We start from the raw sequence: 16,979 nt of genomic DNA, 5'->3' as shown, positions 1-16,979 counted from the left end.
TCTCTTGCCATTTGAAATCTCCTGGTACTCTTTTCCTTTTTCTTGTAGTAAAATTAATATGTATAGTCGTTTTTCAGCCAAAATTAGGCTTGGAAAAACTTTGCGGATGAATCAATAGTTTGCCGCTTCATGACCGCTTTTTCAAAAAAGCCTTTTTAGAAATGCAAATTTAACAAATTTTCGATTTTTACAAACGAACGGAGTTGATTAATATGACGTCCAAGACATATGAAATAGCATCCATCAATGTTGGAAAACCGAAAAGTTTTGTATATAACGGCAAAGAATTGCTGTCAGGCATTCAAAAAAAACCTGTTCATGAACCGGTATTTTTGTCGTTTCTTCATTTTTCCGGCGATGGCCAAGCCGATTTGGTTCATCATGGCGGAAAAGATAAAGCGGTATGCGTCTATTCGTATGATCATTATCCATTTTGGGAAAAGGAACTGGGCAGGCCGTTGGATTGGGCGGCGTTTGGCGAAAATTTAACGGTTAAAGGTTTAGTCGAAGAGGACGTTTGTATTGGAGATACATATCAACTTGGTGAAGCGATCGTGCAGGTCAGCCAGCCGCGGCAGCCGTGCCATAAATTGGCGAAAAAACATGATATCGCAGATTTGCCGCTTCGTATACAAAACAGCGGGTACACCGGGTTTTATTTCCGGGTGTTGAAAGAAGGCTGGGTGGCGAAGGATTCTTGTTTGATGTTGTTGGACAGACATCCTCTTGCTGTATCGGTTTCCTTTGCAAACCGCATCTTGTACAAAGATCAATCCAATAAAGAGGGGATCGAGAAGATTCTTCGTGTAGAAGAGCTTTCGGACAGCTGGCGGGAAATGTTTCAAAAACGGCTGAACAGGATTAAAGTGGAGAAAAGCAATGTTGCAAATAACTGATATGTTTCGCGTATTAAAGAATCAATATCGATCAAATGGCTCCTCCCAATTTTGGCAGGGGCTTTTTATTATTTCATCTGATTCATTCAAAATAATCCTTAAAACGTTTGAAAATCGGCGGAAAACAAAAGCCGGATTCCTTCGCGTTTTAGGGAAGTTTGCTTTGAAATTCATTTTCTTTCATGATGTTTTACAAAAAAACGGATTGGGTCGATGTTCAAATAAAATGAATCAAAATACGGATTGACATGAAAGAAAAATCGCTATATAGTTACTCTTGTTAATTATTAGCATAGGTAACTAATTGGCAAAAGGAGAGACATGGAGATGCAAGGTTTTTTTACCGATATATCCGTTTATACCGGCCATTGATTAATAAATTAAACGACCTATTAGGCGAATTTGATCTGACGTATTCCTTATGGCAAGTGATTTTTTATGTGAAAAATTTCGGGCCTTGCACCCTGGTGGAAATTTCGAAATATTATCAAGTCGAAAAGCCGAATATTACAAGAACCGTCCGGCGTCTGGAAGAAAAAGGCTTGTTGAAGCAGATTCCCGGAAAAGACAGGCGTGAAAAAATCATTCAGCTGACGGAAAAAGGGGAAGACATTTATCGGAATTGCCGAGAAAAAATTACAGCATTAGAGTTTCAAGTAATGGAAGGAATTCCGGAAGAAGATCAACGAACGATTTTTGAAATGCTTCCAAAACTTCGGGAAAAATTGACAAAGCAGAAGGGGGAATAACATGAAGCAGCAAAAGTTATGGACAAAAGACTTTGTGATTGTTTCGGTTGTTAATTTTTTTCTTTATTTCACATTTTATTTGTTAGTGGAAACGATCACGGTTTATGCGACAGAACAATTTCATGCTGCGCCAAGCGAAGCGGGTTTAGCCTCAGGTATTTTTGTGCTGGGGGCATTGATTTCCCGGCTTTTTTCAGGAAGGTCAATTGAACGTGTGGGCAGGAAAAAATTGCTCTACATTGGATTTATCTTTCTATTCTTTACGACGCTTTTCTATTTTTTTGTGCATAGTTTATGGTTTCTTTTCATAAATCGATTCCTCCATGGCGCTGCATTCGGCATCGCGACAACGGCGACAGGAACGATTGTTGCGAACATTATCCCGGATGAGAGGCGCGGGGAAGGAACGGGCTATTATGCCTTAAGCACAACACTGGCGGCCGCTTTCGGCCCTTTCTTAGGAATGTTTGTTCACCACCATGCTGGCTTTGCCGTCAATTTTGTTTTATGCGCACTTTTATTATCTGTCAGTTTTTTGGCATCCATTTTCCTGTACGTCCCAAAAGCCGAACTTTCGGCAGAAGAATTAAAACAAATGAAAGAATTTACATTCGGTTCCTTCTTTGAACAAAATGCATTGCCAATTTCCGCCATTAGCGCAGTCATCGGTCTCGCTTATTCCAGCATTCTTTCATTTTTAAATTCTTATGCAATGGAAAGGCATTTCGTTGATGCGGCCAGCTTTTTCTTTGTCGTTTATGCTTTCACTGTTTTGGCCTCGCGTCCGTTTACGGGCAGATGGTTTGATGAAAAAGGCGAGAATTTTGTCATGTATCCAGCTTTTATTTTGTTTGCCGTAGGATTGGTTATATTAAGCCTCGTTCATCAAGGCTACCTCCTGCTAATTGCCGGGATTTTTGTCGGACTTGGCTACGGTACCTATATGTCAAGCGCTCAAGCAATTGCCATAAAGGTGTCACCCAGTCATCGTATGGGGCTTGCCACTTCGACTTTTTTTATTTTCGTCGATTTAGGAGTCGGCGTTGGCCCATTTCTATTAGGGTTTATCATTCCGTCCGCAGGCTACAACGGTCTGTATGAACTTATGGGCGCAGTTGTGTTTGCTTGCATCTTCCTGTATTATGCTTTGCATGGGAGAAAAACGATGCGGGCAAAAAAAGTGGTTCATGCAGAACAATAAATTGATACCCGCTCTACTTTTTTGCGAGAGAGCGGGGTTTTGCAATTTGTTATAATGATGAGGAAGGTTGAAAACGGGGAGGAAAAAGAATGGACAATGTTACTTCGTCTATTAAAAAATGGATCACTCAATCCGTTTGGAAAAATGCCGAAATTCTGAACGTTCGTCCTTTAAAAGGCGGCACTTCTTCCACCGTTTTACTTATTCGTCTCATTGTGGCGGGAAAGGAAAAAGAGGCCGTTCTGCGCATTTTCGATAATGAAGAATGGCGAAAGGAAGAGCCTGATCTGGCAATGCACGAAGCGGAAAGTTTACGGTTTGCCGCAAACGTTGCCATTCGCACTCCTGAATTGATTTCCGTTGATCCGGAGGGAGAAGAGTGCGGGTTTCCGGCCGTTGTCATGACAAAATTGCCGGGAGCGGTGATTTTAAAACCGAATGACATGACGGCCTGGATTGAGGGAATGGCCGAATCCTTGGCCTTCATCCACCAATATGATGGCGATTTTCCTTGGTCCTATCAAGCATATACGGACGTATCCTTATTGACTACCCCTTTATGGACAAAATATAGTGAATATTGGGAAGATAGTCTACATTATTTAAAAAAATCACACCCGGCAGCTAATATCAGTTTTATTCCATCCCGCAAACGTGTTATGGACTGGAGATCAGGTGAGCGGCATTGTCGATTGGGTGAATGCTTGCCGCGGGCCAAAAGGAGTCGATGTAGGCCATTGCCGCTTTAATTTAGCCATGCTGCATGGCGTGGAGTGCGCTGATCTTTTTTTAAAGAAATATCAAATGAAAGCTGTTGATTTTCAATATGACCCGTATTGGGATATTTTATCGCTCGTTGATATTTTGACAGGTCCTCCCAATGTTTATGAAGGATGGAAAGCTTTCGGAATCACTCATTTAACCGATCAAATGATGGTGGAGCGTCTTGACGAATATCTCTTCAGTTTGTGGAAAAAAATTCAAAATCTATCCTAAAATAATATTTTTTTATCATTTTATTAAAGCGTTTACAATCCAACATTTATTCTTGATATAATAGGGAAAAAGGCAGTGGGAGGAAAAATATGAAAAAATTAATCAATGATCCAAATCAAGTTGTTCGGGAAATGTTGGCTGGAATGATATCCGCACATCCGAATCGGATCAAGCAATTGCCGAATACGACGGTATTAGTGCGAAAAGATGCACCTGTCCAAGGAAAAGTCGGATTGGTGAGCGGCGGAGGGAGCGGCCACGAGCCTGCTCATGCGGGATATGTCGGGAAAGGAATGCTGGATGCAGCGGTATGCGGAGAAGTGTTTACCTCGCCGACGCCAGATCAAGTGTACGAAGCGATCAAAGCGGTTGACAGCGGAAATGGGGTTTTGCTCATTATTAAAAACTATACAGGGGATGTCATGAACTTCGAGATGGCTGCTGAACTGGCGGAAGCGGATGGCATCAAAGTGGCCAAAGTCGTTGTGAATGATGATGTTGCAGTTGAAGATAGCACTTATACGACAGGAAGAAGAGGAATCGCCGGAACGGTCTTTGTCCATAAAATTGCAGGTGCTCTAGCTGAACAAGGAGCCACTTTGGAGGAAGTGGAGGCTGTTGCCAGAAAAGTGATCCAAAATGTCAAATCGATGGGCATGGCGTTATCCCCATGCATTGTTCCTGCAGCCGGGAAACCTGGTTTTACCCTTCATGACGACGAAATCGAAATCGGCATTGGCATCCACGGTGAACCGGGAATTGAAAAAACGGTCATCAAATCAGCTGATGAAACGGTGAAAATGCTGTTGGAAAAAATTTTATTCGACCTGCGCTTAAAAGAAAACGATCGAGTGGCTGTCATGGTGAATGGCATGGGCGCAACGCCCTTAATGGAATTGTACATCGCCAATCGAAAAATATCCGAGCTTTTAGTCGAAAAAAAGATACAAGTCCACGAAACGTTCGTAGGTGAATTTATGACGTCGCTGGAAATGGCCGGGTTTTCAATCTCATTGTTGAAACTAGACGATGAATTAATGCAACTTTTAGACGCCCAAGCTGATACGCTCGCATGGAAGCAGCTGAAATAAAAAGCAGCTGTTCTATTGGCCGATGAAATCAGAACATAGAGGAGAGATGAATCGTGGCATTCGGAATGGATCAAATGAAAAAGTGGCTGCTGCTTTTTTCAGAAAAGGTGAAAGAGCAAAAAGAGTATTTAACAGAACTCGACAGGGCCATCGGGGATGGCGATCATGGAATTAATATGGATAGGGGATGCCAGGCGGTTATTCAAAAAATTTCTGCTGCCAATTATGCAGATCTCGGGGAGTTGCTCAAAGACGTCGGCATGACGTTTGTGGCAACGGTTGGAGGAGCCTCCGGACCATTGTACGGCACGGCATTTTTGAAAGCTTCCGCTGCATTAAAAGACAAAAAAGAAGCAGATCTGAAAGAATTGATTCAAGCGCTTTCAGAATCGTTGGAAGGGATCAAAGCAAGAGGAAAAGCAAAAGCAGGGGATAAAACGATGATTGATGTTTGGGAGCCTTTAATGGAATTTTTAAAAAAAGAAGAGTTTAAAGCAAATGATATAGTTAGTTTGGCAAAAAAATGCATGGAACATACTCAACAACTTGAGGCGAAAAAAGGCCGTGCCGCTTATTTAGGAAAGCGTTCGATCGGTCATATCGACCCGGGAGCAGCTTCTTCCTATTTGCTGTTTGCATCACTTGCAGAAATTATGGATGAAGGGGATTTGTTTTTATGAAATCTGTGGGAATTGTGCTTGTCTCTCACAGCCGAGAAATTGTTCTTGGTTTGCAAAAGCTGCTCCATCAGCTTCAACCGAACGTTCCTATTGCGATCGCAGGAGGAATGGACGATGGAAGTCTGGGGACGAATGCATTGGATATTCAAAAGGCGATTGAATCGGTTTATTCGGAGCAAGGAGTCGTTGTTTTCATTGATTTGGGAAGCGCAAGGATCAACGCGGAAATGGCAATAGAAATGCTTGAGAATCAGAATAACGTCGTCATCGCTGACGCACCGTTGGTGGAAGGAGCTTTTGTGGCGGCGGTGGAGGCCGGCTGTGGAAGAGGCCTGCATGAGGTGGTAGAGGCAAGTGAAAAAGCCAAAACGATGAAGAAATTGCAGACGTAATTTTAAAAGCCAACGATCATCCTGATGGAAGGGTTAAGTCGTTGGCTTATTTTTTGGGCAAACAAGGAAGGCTGTTTATGATCGTTTACGACACTTTTGAAGATTTTATTCGTCTAATCGGAAGAGAAAGTGAGGTGGCATCGAGAATGCGTGATGAAGATTTGGTCAAAAGGGCGCTTGAAGGCGATGATTCCGCCTTTCGTGAACTTCACGACCGCTACATCGGCCAAGTGTTCCGCTATGCCTATTTGCAGACGGGCGATTATCATCGGTCGGAAGAAATTGCACAAGATGTGATGTACAAAATGGCGGTAAATCTAGCAACATATAAAGGGAAATCAAGCTTTAAAACATGGTTGTTCACAATCGGCAGGCGTGTTGTGATCGATTATCATCGGAAATATCGAAAAGATCGTGCATTGACCTATTTGCAGCATGATCAGCTGAACAAAGTGCGGGACCGCTTCGATAATGAACAAGAATTTTTACAGCATTCATCGCAAGAGAAATTGCTATCTTGTCTGGAAAAATTGTCGCCTGATGATAAAACGGTTCTTTATTTGCGTTTTTTTGAAGGGATGTCTATCAAAGAAACTGCCAAAGTGATGTCGAAAACGGTCATGGCAGTGAAATCACTGCAAACAAGGGCAAAAAAGAAACTTTTGTCCCATTTACAAAGCGAGGTGAACGAAGAATATGAAAAAACGGAACGGACTGCCGGCCAGTGAAAAGCACGAAGAAGCATTAAAACAGCTTTTTCAGCATATTGATATAGAACCAACTGATGAATTAAAAGAAAAAAGTTTTCAAAAAGCATTAGCCGGAATGGAATTAGCTAGAAATATAAAGAGAAGAAAAAAAGCTGCCAGCAAACTTCAACTCGTTTTCTCATTTGCTGCAGCAGCAGCCGGCATCCTTTTGATGATGTATTCTTTTTTTCAAACAGACGGGCAGCCGGAAAGCTTTCAGCATTCAGAACAACAAAACAACTATATAATGTCTCTTCAAGAATCTCAGTACGAAGAAAAGAACGGTAAAGCAAAAAATCGCCCCGAAACGATCGAGTTGACTATTTCGTTGGAAGGGATGGAAGAAAAGGAGACGTATCATCTAGTTAACATGGATCCGCTTCCTTTTACCACTTATATTCCGGATCGTTGGCAGGCTGAATTTATAAAAGAAAAATATTTGGTCGGTGCAAGACTGGTCGCAGTGAATGAAAAGTATGGGAAAGTGGATGTCATGTTTTTTCCAAACGGAACCTCTTTCGCTGAGGCGGAAAAATACATTATCGATCAATTGCTTTCAAATCAGTCTTATGAAGATTTGTCAAAGGAAAAAGAGGAGGGAAGAAATGTGTCTGACTGGTCTTTGCGCTCTTTTGTCTATCAAAATGCACAGCAAACGAGAACGGGCGAGATATATTTAAGTGAATATAACGGGCAGTACTTTTATATACAAAGCGAGTTTGAAAATGAAGCGCTGGAAGGCTGGGGTTCAAGAACGAAAACCATTTTGGAGCAGTGGGAATGGAAGGATACTATGAAAAGATTAGGAGATGACAAGGATTAAAAAAGGAGCGGATCGAACCGGTTTCTTCCTGAATTCTTATAAAATGGCATCTGGCAAAGGGGTTGTCCGAAAAATGGTTTTTCAGCCTAATCATGAAAAAGTAAGACCAAAGAATGCTGTTAAATCAACATTCTTTGGTCTTTTATTTGGAAACATGTGACACTAAAAATAGGCTTTTCAGACAGCCCCTTAATCTTCAGGCAGTACTGTTTTCGCAATCGTTTGATCGAGCGCTTCAAAATCATCGTAATGTATCACGTCATAAAGTTCTTTGCGGGTTTGCATATTCTCTAGTTCACTTTTCTGCGTTCCAGTCGATTTAATTGTTTGGAAAAGGCGTTCATATGCCTTTGCGGCGGCACGAAGAGACGATACAGGATAAATCACCATCGAATAGCCGAGTTCCGAAAATTCTTCGGCCGTGTAGTAAGGAGTTTTTCCAAACTCCGTCATGTTTGCCAGAAGCGGAACCGAAATAGACCGGCTTACCTTTAAAAAGTCTTCTTTCGTTGCAAGAGCCTCTGGGAAAATGGCGTCAGCGCCTGCTTCAACATATCTTTTGGCTCGTTCAATGGCGCTTTCAATCCCTTCCACTGCATAAGCATCCGTTCTGGCAACAATGACAAGAGTTGGCGCTGCTTGCTTAATCGCCTTTATTTTCTGCATCATCTCTTCAACAGGGACGAGCTTTTTGCCGTTCAAATGTCCGCATTTTTTCGGAAGATCTTGATCTTCGATTTGAACAGCAGCTGCTCGCGCTTCTGCCATCTCTTTAGCCGTTCGTGCGGCATTTAAAACTCCGCCGAAGCCGGTATCAATGTCAACGAGAACTGGCAGATCCGCCGCTCGAACAATTTCCCGAGCCCGGCGGGCAACCTCTTCTGATGAGACAATTCCCAAGTCAGGAAGCCCCTGGCTCGCCGTAAAGGCAGCACCTGATAAATATAGGGCTTGAAATCCAGCTTTTCTCGCCATAAGTGCAGCCAATCCATCGTGCGCCCCTGGAATTTGTAATAGTTCTTTTGCGTTCATGAGTGTTCGAAAGCGATCGGACAGTTCTTCTTGTGTTGATTCTTGTTCGACGATCCAAACCATGGAAGCACCTTCTTTCAAAGTGATTTTACTTAGATAACAAACAAATCAACAAACTCATGAACAAACATGTTTTCCAAGACGTGTTGGTCAAGTGAAACGTTTAAAATTTGCTTGAGCTGTTTGCTGGAAAATTTTGTTGCCAAATTGTTTTCATATTTTTGGATAAGCTTGGGCAGCCCTTCTTTACGGCGGAATCGGTGGCCAATTGGATATTCCCGAACGACTTGACGGGTTTCTGTGCCGTCTTTGAAGCGGATTTGAACGGCGTTGGCAATCGATCGTTTGTCAGGGTCTAAATAATCTTTGCTAAACTGTTGATTTTCCACAACTGTCATTTTTTCTCGCAATGCATCAATTCTCGGATCTTGTGCGATTTCATCTTCGTAATGGTCGGCCGTTATATCTCCGTAAATAAGACCGATGGCTGTAATATATTGAATGCAATGATCGCGATCAGCCGGGTTGTGTAGAGGCCCCGTTTTGTCGATGATGCGAATGGCTGACTCGTGTGTAGTAATGATGACTTCTTTTATCTCCTCAAGGCGATTTTTTACTTCAGGGTGAAGTTCAATGGCGCATTCAGCAGCTGTTTGCGCGTGGAACTCTGCTGGATAAGATATTTTAAAAAGAATGTTTTCTATTACGTATGTTTCCAAGGGACGGGCGAGCTTCAGTTTTTGCCCCCGGAAAAGCACGTCTTCAAACCCCCAATTCGGAGCCGACAACGCAGAAGGGTAGCCCATTTCCCCTTTCATTGTCATCATGGCAAGACGGACTGCGCGGCTCGTTGCATCGCCAGCCGCCCATGACTTGCGTGAACCGGTGTTGGGAGCATGGCGGTATGTACGCAAACTGGAATTGTCGATCCAGGCATTGGAAAGGGCATTGATGACTTCTTCTTTTCCGCCGCCAAAAAGTTTTGTTACGACAGCAGTTGAAGCAATTTTTACAAACAGCACGTGGTCAAGTCCGACGCGGTTCAAACTGTTTTCAAGAGCAAGCACCCCTTGAATTTCATGGGCTTTTATGATTGCTTCAAGAACCGCTCTCATTTCAATCGGCTTTTTTCCTTGCGCCAAATTCGTTCGGCTTATATAATCCGCTGCGGCTAAAATCCCCCCCAAGTTATCAGATGGATGGCCCCATTCCGCTGCAAGCCAAGTGTCATTGTAATCGAGCCAGCGAATCATGCAGCCGATGTTAAATGCACCTTGCACAGGATCTAGGACAAATGAAGTGCCGGGGATGCGACATCCGTTTGGAACGACCGTCCCCGGAACGATCGGTCCCAAAAGTTTTGTGCATTCAGGGTAACGAAGGGCAAGAATGCCGCACCCGAGCGTATCCAAAAGCACGTAACGAGCCGTTTCAAACGCTTCTTGGCTAACAATTTCTTGATTGAGAACATAATCGGCAATTTCCTCCAGCAGTAGGTCGGTTTGTCGTTTTTCATTATTTTTTACTAAAAGTTCACCCATGATCTACTAACCTCCTAGAGCTATTTTTGTTATTTTTTGTTCACTTTTAAAGAGCGTTCGCCTACATATTTCACGCGCGGACGGTACAGTCGGTTGTTGCAATGCTGTTCAATCACATGGGCGCAAAGACCGGCTGTTCGTGCACAGAAGAATATCGGAGTGTAAAGTTCAATCGGGATGCCGAGCATGTAATAGACCGGAGCGGCATAGTAGTCGAGATTAGGATATAATCCTTTTTCATCTTTCATGATCTTTTCGCCTGCTTCACACATTTCGAGCAAACGCATATCGCCATGCTCTTGACAGAGTTCCTGAAGCGCTTTTTTCATGAGCAATGCCCTAGGATCCATTTTCCTCATATACACACGATGGCCAAACCCCATAATTCGTTCTTTTTTCGCCAATTTTTTGTAGATAACGTTTTCAAAATTTTCTTTTGTTCCTGCCTCTTTTAAGAGATGCATCACCGCTTCATTCGCCCCGCCGTGAAGATGTCCTTTCAAGGATGAAACAGCACCGGCAAGAGCGCCATACAAGTCTGCATGGGTAGAGGATATGACGCGGGCAGTAAATGTAGAGTTTGGCATTTCATGTTCAATATAAGCGATGAGTGATCTGTCGAATATTTTTGTTTCAAGTTCAGTCGGAATTTTCCCTGTAATCATATATAAAAAATTGGCACTATAGGAGAGATTTTCATCTGGAGGAATGACATCTTGCTGATTAAGCAAATGATAACTGCTGGCCATCATTGTCGGCATCTGTCCGAGAAGATTGATTGATCTCAATTTGTTGGCTTGTTCAGATCGGTCATCAATGAGCGGGTCAAATCCTGCTAAAATGGAGATGCCAGTTCTCAGGGCGTCCATTGGATGGGTAGTGTTTGGCAGTTTGGATAATATGTCAAAAAGCACGGTTGGAAGGGTTCTTTTCGATTGAAGCTCCCTCTCAAATTGGACGCTTTCTTGGTCTGACGGCAGCTTGCCTTCAAGAAGCAAAAAAGCAACTTCAACATATGTTTTTGTTTCGGCAAGCTCAATTAAATCGTAGCCGCGTATGACAATTTCTTCATTTTCCACATCGAGAAACGAAATTGCCGTCTCAGCGGCCACTACATTTTCCAAACCAGGTCGAAACTCCATCTGATATTCCTCCCTTAATCAATTTTTTTGACTCAAAAGGAATGCTTTGTGGCCATAGGTGCAAGACGGGAGAATGGGTATTTGCGGATGGTCCCTTCCGTTTTCATAATGTGAAAAAGGGGAGACGGGGAATATTGTCATTAGGTTTTCTTTGTGTCCATTTGCCTTTTTTCAAACGATCGGTATCGCAAAGCTGTAAATGGCATCTTTTTTAGGACAATTCCGCATGGAGGAATTGGCTTTGCCTTCTCTTGCAATTGTTATATACGCAGACGGTTGCGTTGGTGAAGGCTTAAAGCGAAATCATCATAAATGATTCATCCACATTCTCCCAACTTGAAAACAGCCCCGACAACGAAAGTACCTTCTCATATTCAAAACGAAAAGACTTGAGGTTTTGGTAAAACCAAATTCTTACTTATGTTATCAATATAGCACAATTTTGGAAAAAAAGAAAATGTTCTGAATTTTTATTTTTAATGAAAGCATCGCCGGTTTTGCAACTTATCTGCAAATATCGCTTTATCTATCAATTCAAAACTTTTAAATAAACTGGAAAAATAGTACGATATAAATAAAAACAGGTGCTTGCATTATTGGATTTCATAAAAGGATGAGCAAAATGACAGAGAAAAAAATCGGCATTATTGATTTAGGATCAAACTCGATTCGTCTCGTTGTTTTTCATATTGAACCAAACGGGCAGTATAAAGAGCTTTACAATTTGAAAGTAAATGCCCGTTTAGCGACGTACATTGACGATGAAGGAAATTTATCCAAAGAAGGTATAGAGATCGTCGTCTCTTCATTAAAAAAATTTGTTCCAATCGTTCAATTTCATCAAGTGGCTGAAACGAAAGGGATCGCAACAGCAGCAATCAGATCCGCTAAAAACCGAAAAGTGGTCTTAGAAGCCATAAAAAAAGAAACGAATTTCGATTTTCGCATCCTTTCCGGCCAAGAAGAAGCCTATTACGGTTATCTGGCTGTCATTCATTCCGTTTATTTAACGGAAGGCATAACCATTGATATTGGCGGAGGAAGCACGGAGGTGACGTATTTTAAAAATCGGGAGCTCGTCCATTCTCACAGTTTTCCATTTGGAGCGCTGACATTAAAGAAAATGTTTATTGCCAATAGCGAACCTAAGTCTTCGGAAATGAAAGAGCTGACAGCATTTTTGCGACATGAATTTTCTTCGCAAAAATGGCTCATAAACAAAAATGTTCCGGTGATCGGGATCGGCGGCAGCGCCAGAAATTTAATGCGTCTCCACCAAAATAAGACCAATTACCCGTTATTCGGCATTCATCAATATGAAATCGAACCGAATGACATAAAAAAAATGAATCAATGGCTGATGGGAATGACTGTCACAGAGCGTCAAAAATTGGATGGGCTGTCGAAGGACCGCGCGGATATCATCATTCCTGCAATTGAAGCAATCTATGCGTTGACGGAAATCGCATCAGCCCCATTTTTTACAATAAGCAGCAAAGGCTTAAGGGAAGGGGTCTTTTTTGAGGAGGTGTTTTCCAACTTAAACGCCCGCTCTTTTTCTCATGTGGCGGACGAAACATTTTCCAAGCTTGCCAGTGATTATAAGATCAACTTGAAGCATACATCATTTCTCCTCCGTCTGGCTTACGTATTTGTCAGCGAATGTGAAGCAAAGCAATTCGCTGCCTTCACCCAAGAGGAGAAAGAAATTTTGTTTAAAAGCACAAAGCTGGTTCAATTCGGAGAATTTATCGATCAACAGTCAAGCAGCCAGCATACATTTTATATTTTGACCAATCGATCGCTTGACGGAATCAGCCACAAAATGCGGTTGAAGCTTGCGTGCGTCGCCTCCTTCAAATCCAAAAAAGCTTTGATGAAGTATGTCTCTTCTTACCAGTCATTATTAACGGAAGAAGACATTGTATCGTTGGAGCGTTTAGGCGCGATTTTAAAATTTCTTCATTCCCTCAATACGACACACCGTTGCATCATTTCCGAACTGAAGGTGAATAAAAATAAAGATGGCATAATGGAAATTTCTTTGGCATGCAACAGTGATTATACTTTTGAAGAGCAAGAAGCAAATAAGCAAAAAAAGCATTTAGAACGTGCTTTTAATTGCCAAGTCGAATTATCATTTACTCTCGTCTAATGGACATACGAAAGATTTAAAAGGTGGGCGAAATTATGCAAGATAAGAAAGAACAATTGACTCCTGATATAAGCCGTCCAGAATTTTATAATAACCGGGAACTAAGCTGGCTCGCTTTTAATGAGCGTGTCATGCAAGAGGCCATTGATCTTGAAAATCCTCTCCTTGAACGAATGAAGTTTTTAGCCATATTCAGTTCGAACTTAGATGAGTTTTTTATGGTTCGGGTTGCCGGTTTAAAAGATCAAGAAAAAGCTGGTTTTAATTTGCCGGAAAATAAAGCCGGCATGACTCCAAAGCAGCAGCTCAACGCCATTTCGGTAAAGTGCCACAAATTGGTCGACCGTCAATATGCCATATTCAATCAGTATGTTCAAGGAGAGTTAAAAGAGGAAGGGATTGAATTTCTTAAACTTCACCAATTAAACGGTGAACAATTACGTTTTTTGGAAAAGAAATTTGATGAGCAAATTTTCCCCGTTCTGACGCCTCTTGCGATCGATGCATACAGGCCTTTTCCGATGCTTTTGAATAAATCGTTGAACTTGGCCGTTTTGCTTCAATATAAGAAAAAAGAGCGGAAAAAACCTCTTTTTGCGATTGTTCAAGTCCCTGCTGTTTTGCGTCGCTTCATTGAAGTGCCGAATCAAGGTGGGAAGAGGCAGTTTATATTACTTGAAGATTTGATCAGCCGTTTTATTTACAAACTGTTTCTCGGTTACAAAATTATTTCTGTCTCACCTTTTCGGATTACGAGAAATGCAGATCTGACCATCGATGAAGAAGGAGCGCGGGATTTGCTGCAAGTGATTGAGAAAGAACTGAAAAAACGGAAGTGGGGAGCGGCGGTCAGGCTGGAAATTCAAAAAGGAACAATCGATGAACGGGTTTTAAACTACTTAATGGATGTGCTGGAAATTCAAAAAATGGATGTTTATGAAGTGGATGGACCGATTGATTTAACGTTTTTATTTCCATTTTACTCATTTATGCAAACCGATTTTGAACACCTTGTTCATGATTCGTTCATTCCGCCACCTCCGTTGGACATGCCTAACGGAAATTTGTTCGAAGCCATTTTAAAACGGGACTTTTTATTACACCATCCATATGAATCGTTTCAGCCTGTTGTTGAGTTTATTGAAAATGCGGCAGACGACCCCCAAGTGTTGGCAATAAAGCAGACGCTGTATCGTGTAAGCGGAAATTCGCCGATTGTTCAAGCGTTGGCGAAAGCGGCCGAAAACGGAAAGCAAGTGACGGTTTTAGTGGAATTAAAGGCAAGATTTGATGAAGAAAACAATATCCAATGGGCGAAAATGCTTGAACAGCACGGCGTCCACGTCATTTACGGCTTCCATCATTTAAAAACGCACAGCAAAATTACCCTTGTCGTCCGCCAAGAAGAAGGAACAGGCAAAATTCAACGATTCGTTCATTTGAGCACGGGAAATTACAATGATGTCACGGCAAAGCTGTATACGGATATTGGCTTTTTCACAAGCAAAGATACATTCGGCATCGATGCAACCAATTTTTTTAATTATTTAAGCGGCTATGCGGAAAAACCGGATTGGAACCATTTTTCTGTGTCACCATATGATATGCGCGAGACCTTTATCAAACTCATCAATCAAGAAATCGAGTGGCACCACCAAAGCGGCAAAGGGCGGATCATTGCCAAAATGAATTCATTAACAGATAAATCCATCATCATGAAGCTTTATGAGGCTTCACAGGCAGGAGTAAAAATTGACTTGATCGTAAGGGGAATATGCTGTTTGCGTCCGCAAATAAAAGGTGTAAGCGAAAATATTCAAGTGCGGAGCATCGTCGGCCGCTTTTTGGAACATAGCCGTATTTTTTACTTTCATCATTTTGGAGAGGAAAAAATATTCTTATCCTCCGCTGACTGGATGACAAGAAACATGATTAAACGAGTCGAGATTCTTTTTCCGATTTACGACGTTCATTTAAAAGAGCGCTTGAAAAACATTTTGGACATACAACTAAAGGACAACGTCAAAGTGCGGTTTCAAGACGCAAACGGCGAATATCATTATGTTGAACAAAGGGAAAATGAACCTTTGATTAACTCGCAAAAAATGTTGTATGAAGAAGTGATTCGCTATCATGACGCTGACTGAACTGACAAGGGGAAGCTGATCAATAGCACCAAAAGTTCTACGATTTTCAGCGTGGTAGATTGTGCAATCAAGGGGAGTTGGCCATCTGTTAACGGGTCAGCGAACCTATACAAAAATCATTATGCTTTACGGAGAAAATTTCTCTCCTCTCCAAACAAATTTCTTTCCTATTTGAAATGTTCAGTAATATAATGAATCTGAAGTAATTTTCTACTATTCTGAAAAAGGGGATGAAAACGTGAAATACCGCAAGTTGGGAAGAACGGGGCTGAAAGTTAGCGAAATCAGTTTGGGCAGCTGGCTTACATACGGGAACTCGATTGAAAAAGAGGCGGCAATAAAAACGATTGATAAAGCGTATGAACTGGGCATCAACTCCTTTGACACAGCGAACGTTTATGCTATTGGCGAAGCGGAAAAAATTGTCGGAGAAGCATTGCGCAGGTATCCAAGGGAATCTTATGTGCTGGCAACGAAAGTATTTTGGCCGATGGGCGATGGCCCAAACGATCGGGGACTGTCGAGAAAACATGTGTTTGAGCAACTGCACGCGAGTTTAAAACGCCTTCAATTAGATTATGTTGATATTTATTATTGTCATCGGTTTGATCCAGAAACACCTGTTGATGAGACTTTGCGCACCATCGACGACCTTGTGCGCCAAGGAAAAGTACTGTACGTAGGTGTCAGTGAATGGACGGCGCAGCAAATTCAAGAAGCGCTTGGTGCGGCAGATAAATATTTGCTCGATCGCATTGTCGTGAACCAGCCGCAATACAACATGCTGAACCGTTATATTGAAAAAGAGATAATACCTGTGTGCGAACAAAACGGCATCAGTCAAATTGTATTCTCCCCGTTAGCCCAAGGCGTTTTAACAGGCAAATATAAACGCGGAGAAAAAATACCTGAAGGAAGCCGGGCAAGCGATCCTAAAGCAAATAATTCTATTAAAAAATTGTTAACAGATGAAAATTTAATGAAAGTAGAGCAATTGGAAAAAGTAGCAAATGAGCTTGGAATAAAACTGTCCCAATTGGCTCTTGCATGGGTATTGCGCCAGCCGAATGTCGCTAGCGCCTTAATCGGATCAACCAAACCGGAACAAGTCGAGGAAAACGTCAAAGCAATAGAGGTGGAATTAACCGAAGAAGTGCTTGAAAAAATAGAACAAATTCTAGGATAAACGAAAGGAAATTTTTCCTTCTGAGTTTGGTTGGTGATTGTTTCAATAAATCGATAGGAACGATCCCAAAAGTGATATGCTCCCCTTAAGGTAGAAAGATACCAAAAGGGGAGTTTTTCTATGTATAAAAAAATTCGAAAGAGTTCGAGCTTGAATTTTTGCATTCTTATGAAAACAGAGATTAAAAAAGCTTGGTATG

16 protein-coding genes are annotated in these 16,979 nt (G+C 41.9%); 13 read left to right on the top strand and 3 right to left on the bottom strand.

Annotation, left to right across the window (positions count from 1 at the left end; genetic code table 11):
- Positions 1–212 precede the first annotated feature (212 nt).
- From AC0KTX_RS06555 to AC0KTX_RS06510, 10 genes are all read left to right on the top strand, one after another.
- Complete coding sequence (locus AC0KTX_RS06555; RefSeq protein WP_474251425.1) at positions 213–896, top strand: MOSC domain-containing protein; 684 nt, start codon at positions 213–215, stop codon at positions 894–896.
- A 368-nt stretch (positions 897–1,264) separates the two neighbouring features.
- A complete protein-coding gene (locus tag AC0KTX_RS06550) occupies positions 1,265–1,645 on the top strand; it encodes a MarR family winged helix-turn-helix transcriptional regulator (RefSeq protein ID WP_474251424.1) in 381 nt (126 codons plus the stop codon).
- 1 nt (position 1,646) lies between these two features.
- A complete protein-coding gene (locus AC0KTX_RS06545; protein WP_474251423.1) occupies positions 1,647–2,846 on the top strand; it encodes an MFS transporter in 1,200 nt (399 codons plus the stop codon).
- Between the two features lie 89 nt (positions 2,847–2,935).
- Complete coding sequence (locus AC0KTX_RS06540; RefSeq protein WP_474251422.1) at positions 2,936–3,595, top strand: phosphotransferase family protein; 660 nt, start codon at positions 2,936–2,938, stop codon at positions 3,593–3,595.
- Positions 3,501–3,842: a hypothetical protein gene (locus AC0KTX_RS06535; RefSeq protein ID WP_474251421.1), complete on the top strand. Its 342-nt coding sequence runs from the start codon at positions 3,501–3,503 to the stop codon at positions 3,840–3,842. The genes AC0KTX_RS06540 and AC0KTX_RS06535 overlap by 95 nt, the downstream gene beginning before the upstream one ends.
- An 89-nt stretch (positions 3,843–3,931) precedes the next feature.
- Positions 3,932–4,933, top strand: a complete 1,002-nt coding sequence (gene dhaK / locus AC0KTX_RS06530; RefSeq protein WP_474251420.1) for a dihydroxyacetone kinase subunit DhaK — start codon at positions 3,932–3,934, stop codon at positions 4,931–4,933.
- A 53-nt stretch (positions 4,934–4,986) separates the two neighbouring features.
- Entirely contained in the window at positions 4,987–5,613 is a 627-nt protein-coding gene (dhaL, locus tag AC0KTX_RS06525; RefSeq protein ID WP_474251419.1) for a dihydroxyacetone kinase subunit DhaL, read from the top strand.
- A complete protein-coding gene (dhaM, locus tag AC0KTX_RS06520) occupies positions 5,610–6,005 on the top strand; it encodes a dihydroxyacetone kinase phosphoryl donor subunit DhaM (protein ID WP_474251418.1) in 396 nt (131 codons plus the stop codon). The genes dhaL and dhaM overlap by 4 nt, the downstream gene beginning before the upstream one ends.
- Before the next feature lie 41 nt (positions 6,006–6,046).
- On the top strand, positions 6,047–6,733 hold the full coding sequence (locus tag AC0KTX_RS06515) for an RNA polymerase sigma factor (protein WP_474251417.1): 687 nt from the start codon (positions 6,047–6,049) through the stop codon (positions 6,731–6,733).
- Positions 6,702–7,577 carry a hypothetical protein gene (locus tag AC0KTX_RS06510; RefSeq protein WP_474251416.1) on the top strand — a complete coding sequence of 292 codons (876 nt, stop codon included), beginning with the start codon at positions 6,702–6,704 and terminating at the stop codon, positions 7,575–7,577. The genes AC0KTX_RS06515 and AC0KTX_RS06510 overlap by 32 nt, the downstream gene beginning before the upstream one ends.
- A 189-nt stretch (positions 7,578–7,766) precedes the next feature.
- Here the strand turns inward: AC0KTX_RS06510 and prpB are convergent, their stop codons facing one another.
- Genes prpB through mmgD form a run of 3 tightly spaced genes read right to left on the bottom strand, consistent with a single transcriptional unit; the run spans position 7,767 to position 11,292 of the window.
- The gene (gene prpB / locus AC0KTX_RS06505; RefSeq protein ID WP_474251415.1) at positions 7,767–8,672 is read right to left on the bottom strand and encodes a methylisocitrate lyase; all 906 of its coding nucleotides are present in this window, start codon (positions 8,670–8,672) and stop codon (positions 7,767–7,769) included.
- Positions 8,673–8,701: 29 nt separating this feature from the next.
- Complete coding sequence (locus AC0KTX_RS06500) at positions 8,702–10,150, bottom strand: bifunctional 2-methylcitrate dehydratase/aconitate hydratase (protein ID WP_474251414.1); 1,449 nt, start codon at positions 10,148–10,150, stop codon at positions 8,702–8,704.
- A gap of 29 nt (positions 10,151–10,179) precedes the next feature.
- Positions 10,180–11,292, bottom strand: a complete 1,113-nt coding sequence (mmgD, locus tag AC0KTX_RS06495) for a citrate synthase (protein ID WP_474251413.1) — start codon at positions 11,290–11,292, stop codon at positions 10,180–10,182.
- Between the two features lie 622 nt (positions 11,293–11,914).
- On the opposite strand from mmgD, the gene ppx reads away from it, so the two are divergent.
- From ppx to AC0KTX_RS06480, 3 genes are all read left to right on the top strand, one after another.
- Positions 11,915–13,447, top strand: coding sequence for an exopolyphosphatase (gene ppx / locus AC0KTX_RS06490; RefSeq protein ID WP_474251412.1), 1,533 nt, complete (start codon positions 11,915–11,917; stop codon positions 13,445–13,447).
- Positions 13,448–13,482: 35 nt separating this feature from the next.
- Entirely contained in the window at positions 13,483–15,594 is a 2,112-nt protein-coding gene (locus AC0KTX_RS06485; RefSeq protein ID WP_474251411.1) for an RNA degradosome polyphosphate kinase, read from the top strand.
- Between the two features lie 238 nt (positions 15,595–15,832).
- Complete coding sequence (locus AC0KTX_RS06480) at positions 15,833–16,780, top strand: aldo/keto reductase family protein (protein WP_474251410.1); 948 nt, start codon at positions 15,833–15,835, stop codon at positions 16,778–16,780.
- Positions 16,781–16,979 lie beyond the last annotated feature (199 nt).

The sequence above is a fragment of the Aeribacillus sp. JST-2 genome (assembly GCF_056032925.1).
This window is presented reverse-complemented; position numbering and strand designations above follow the sequence as displayed.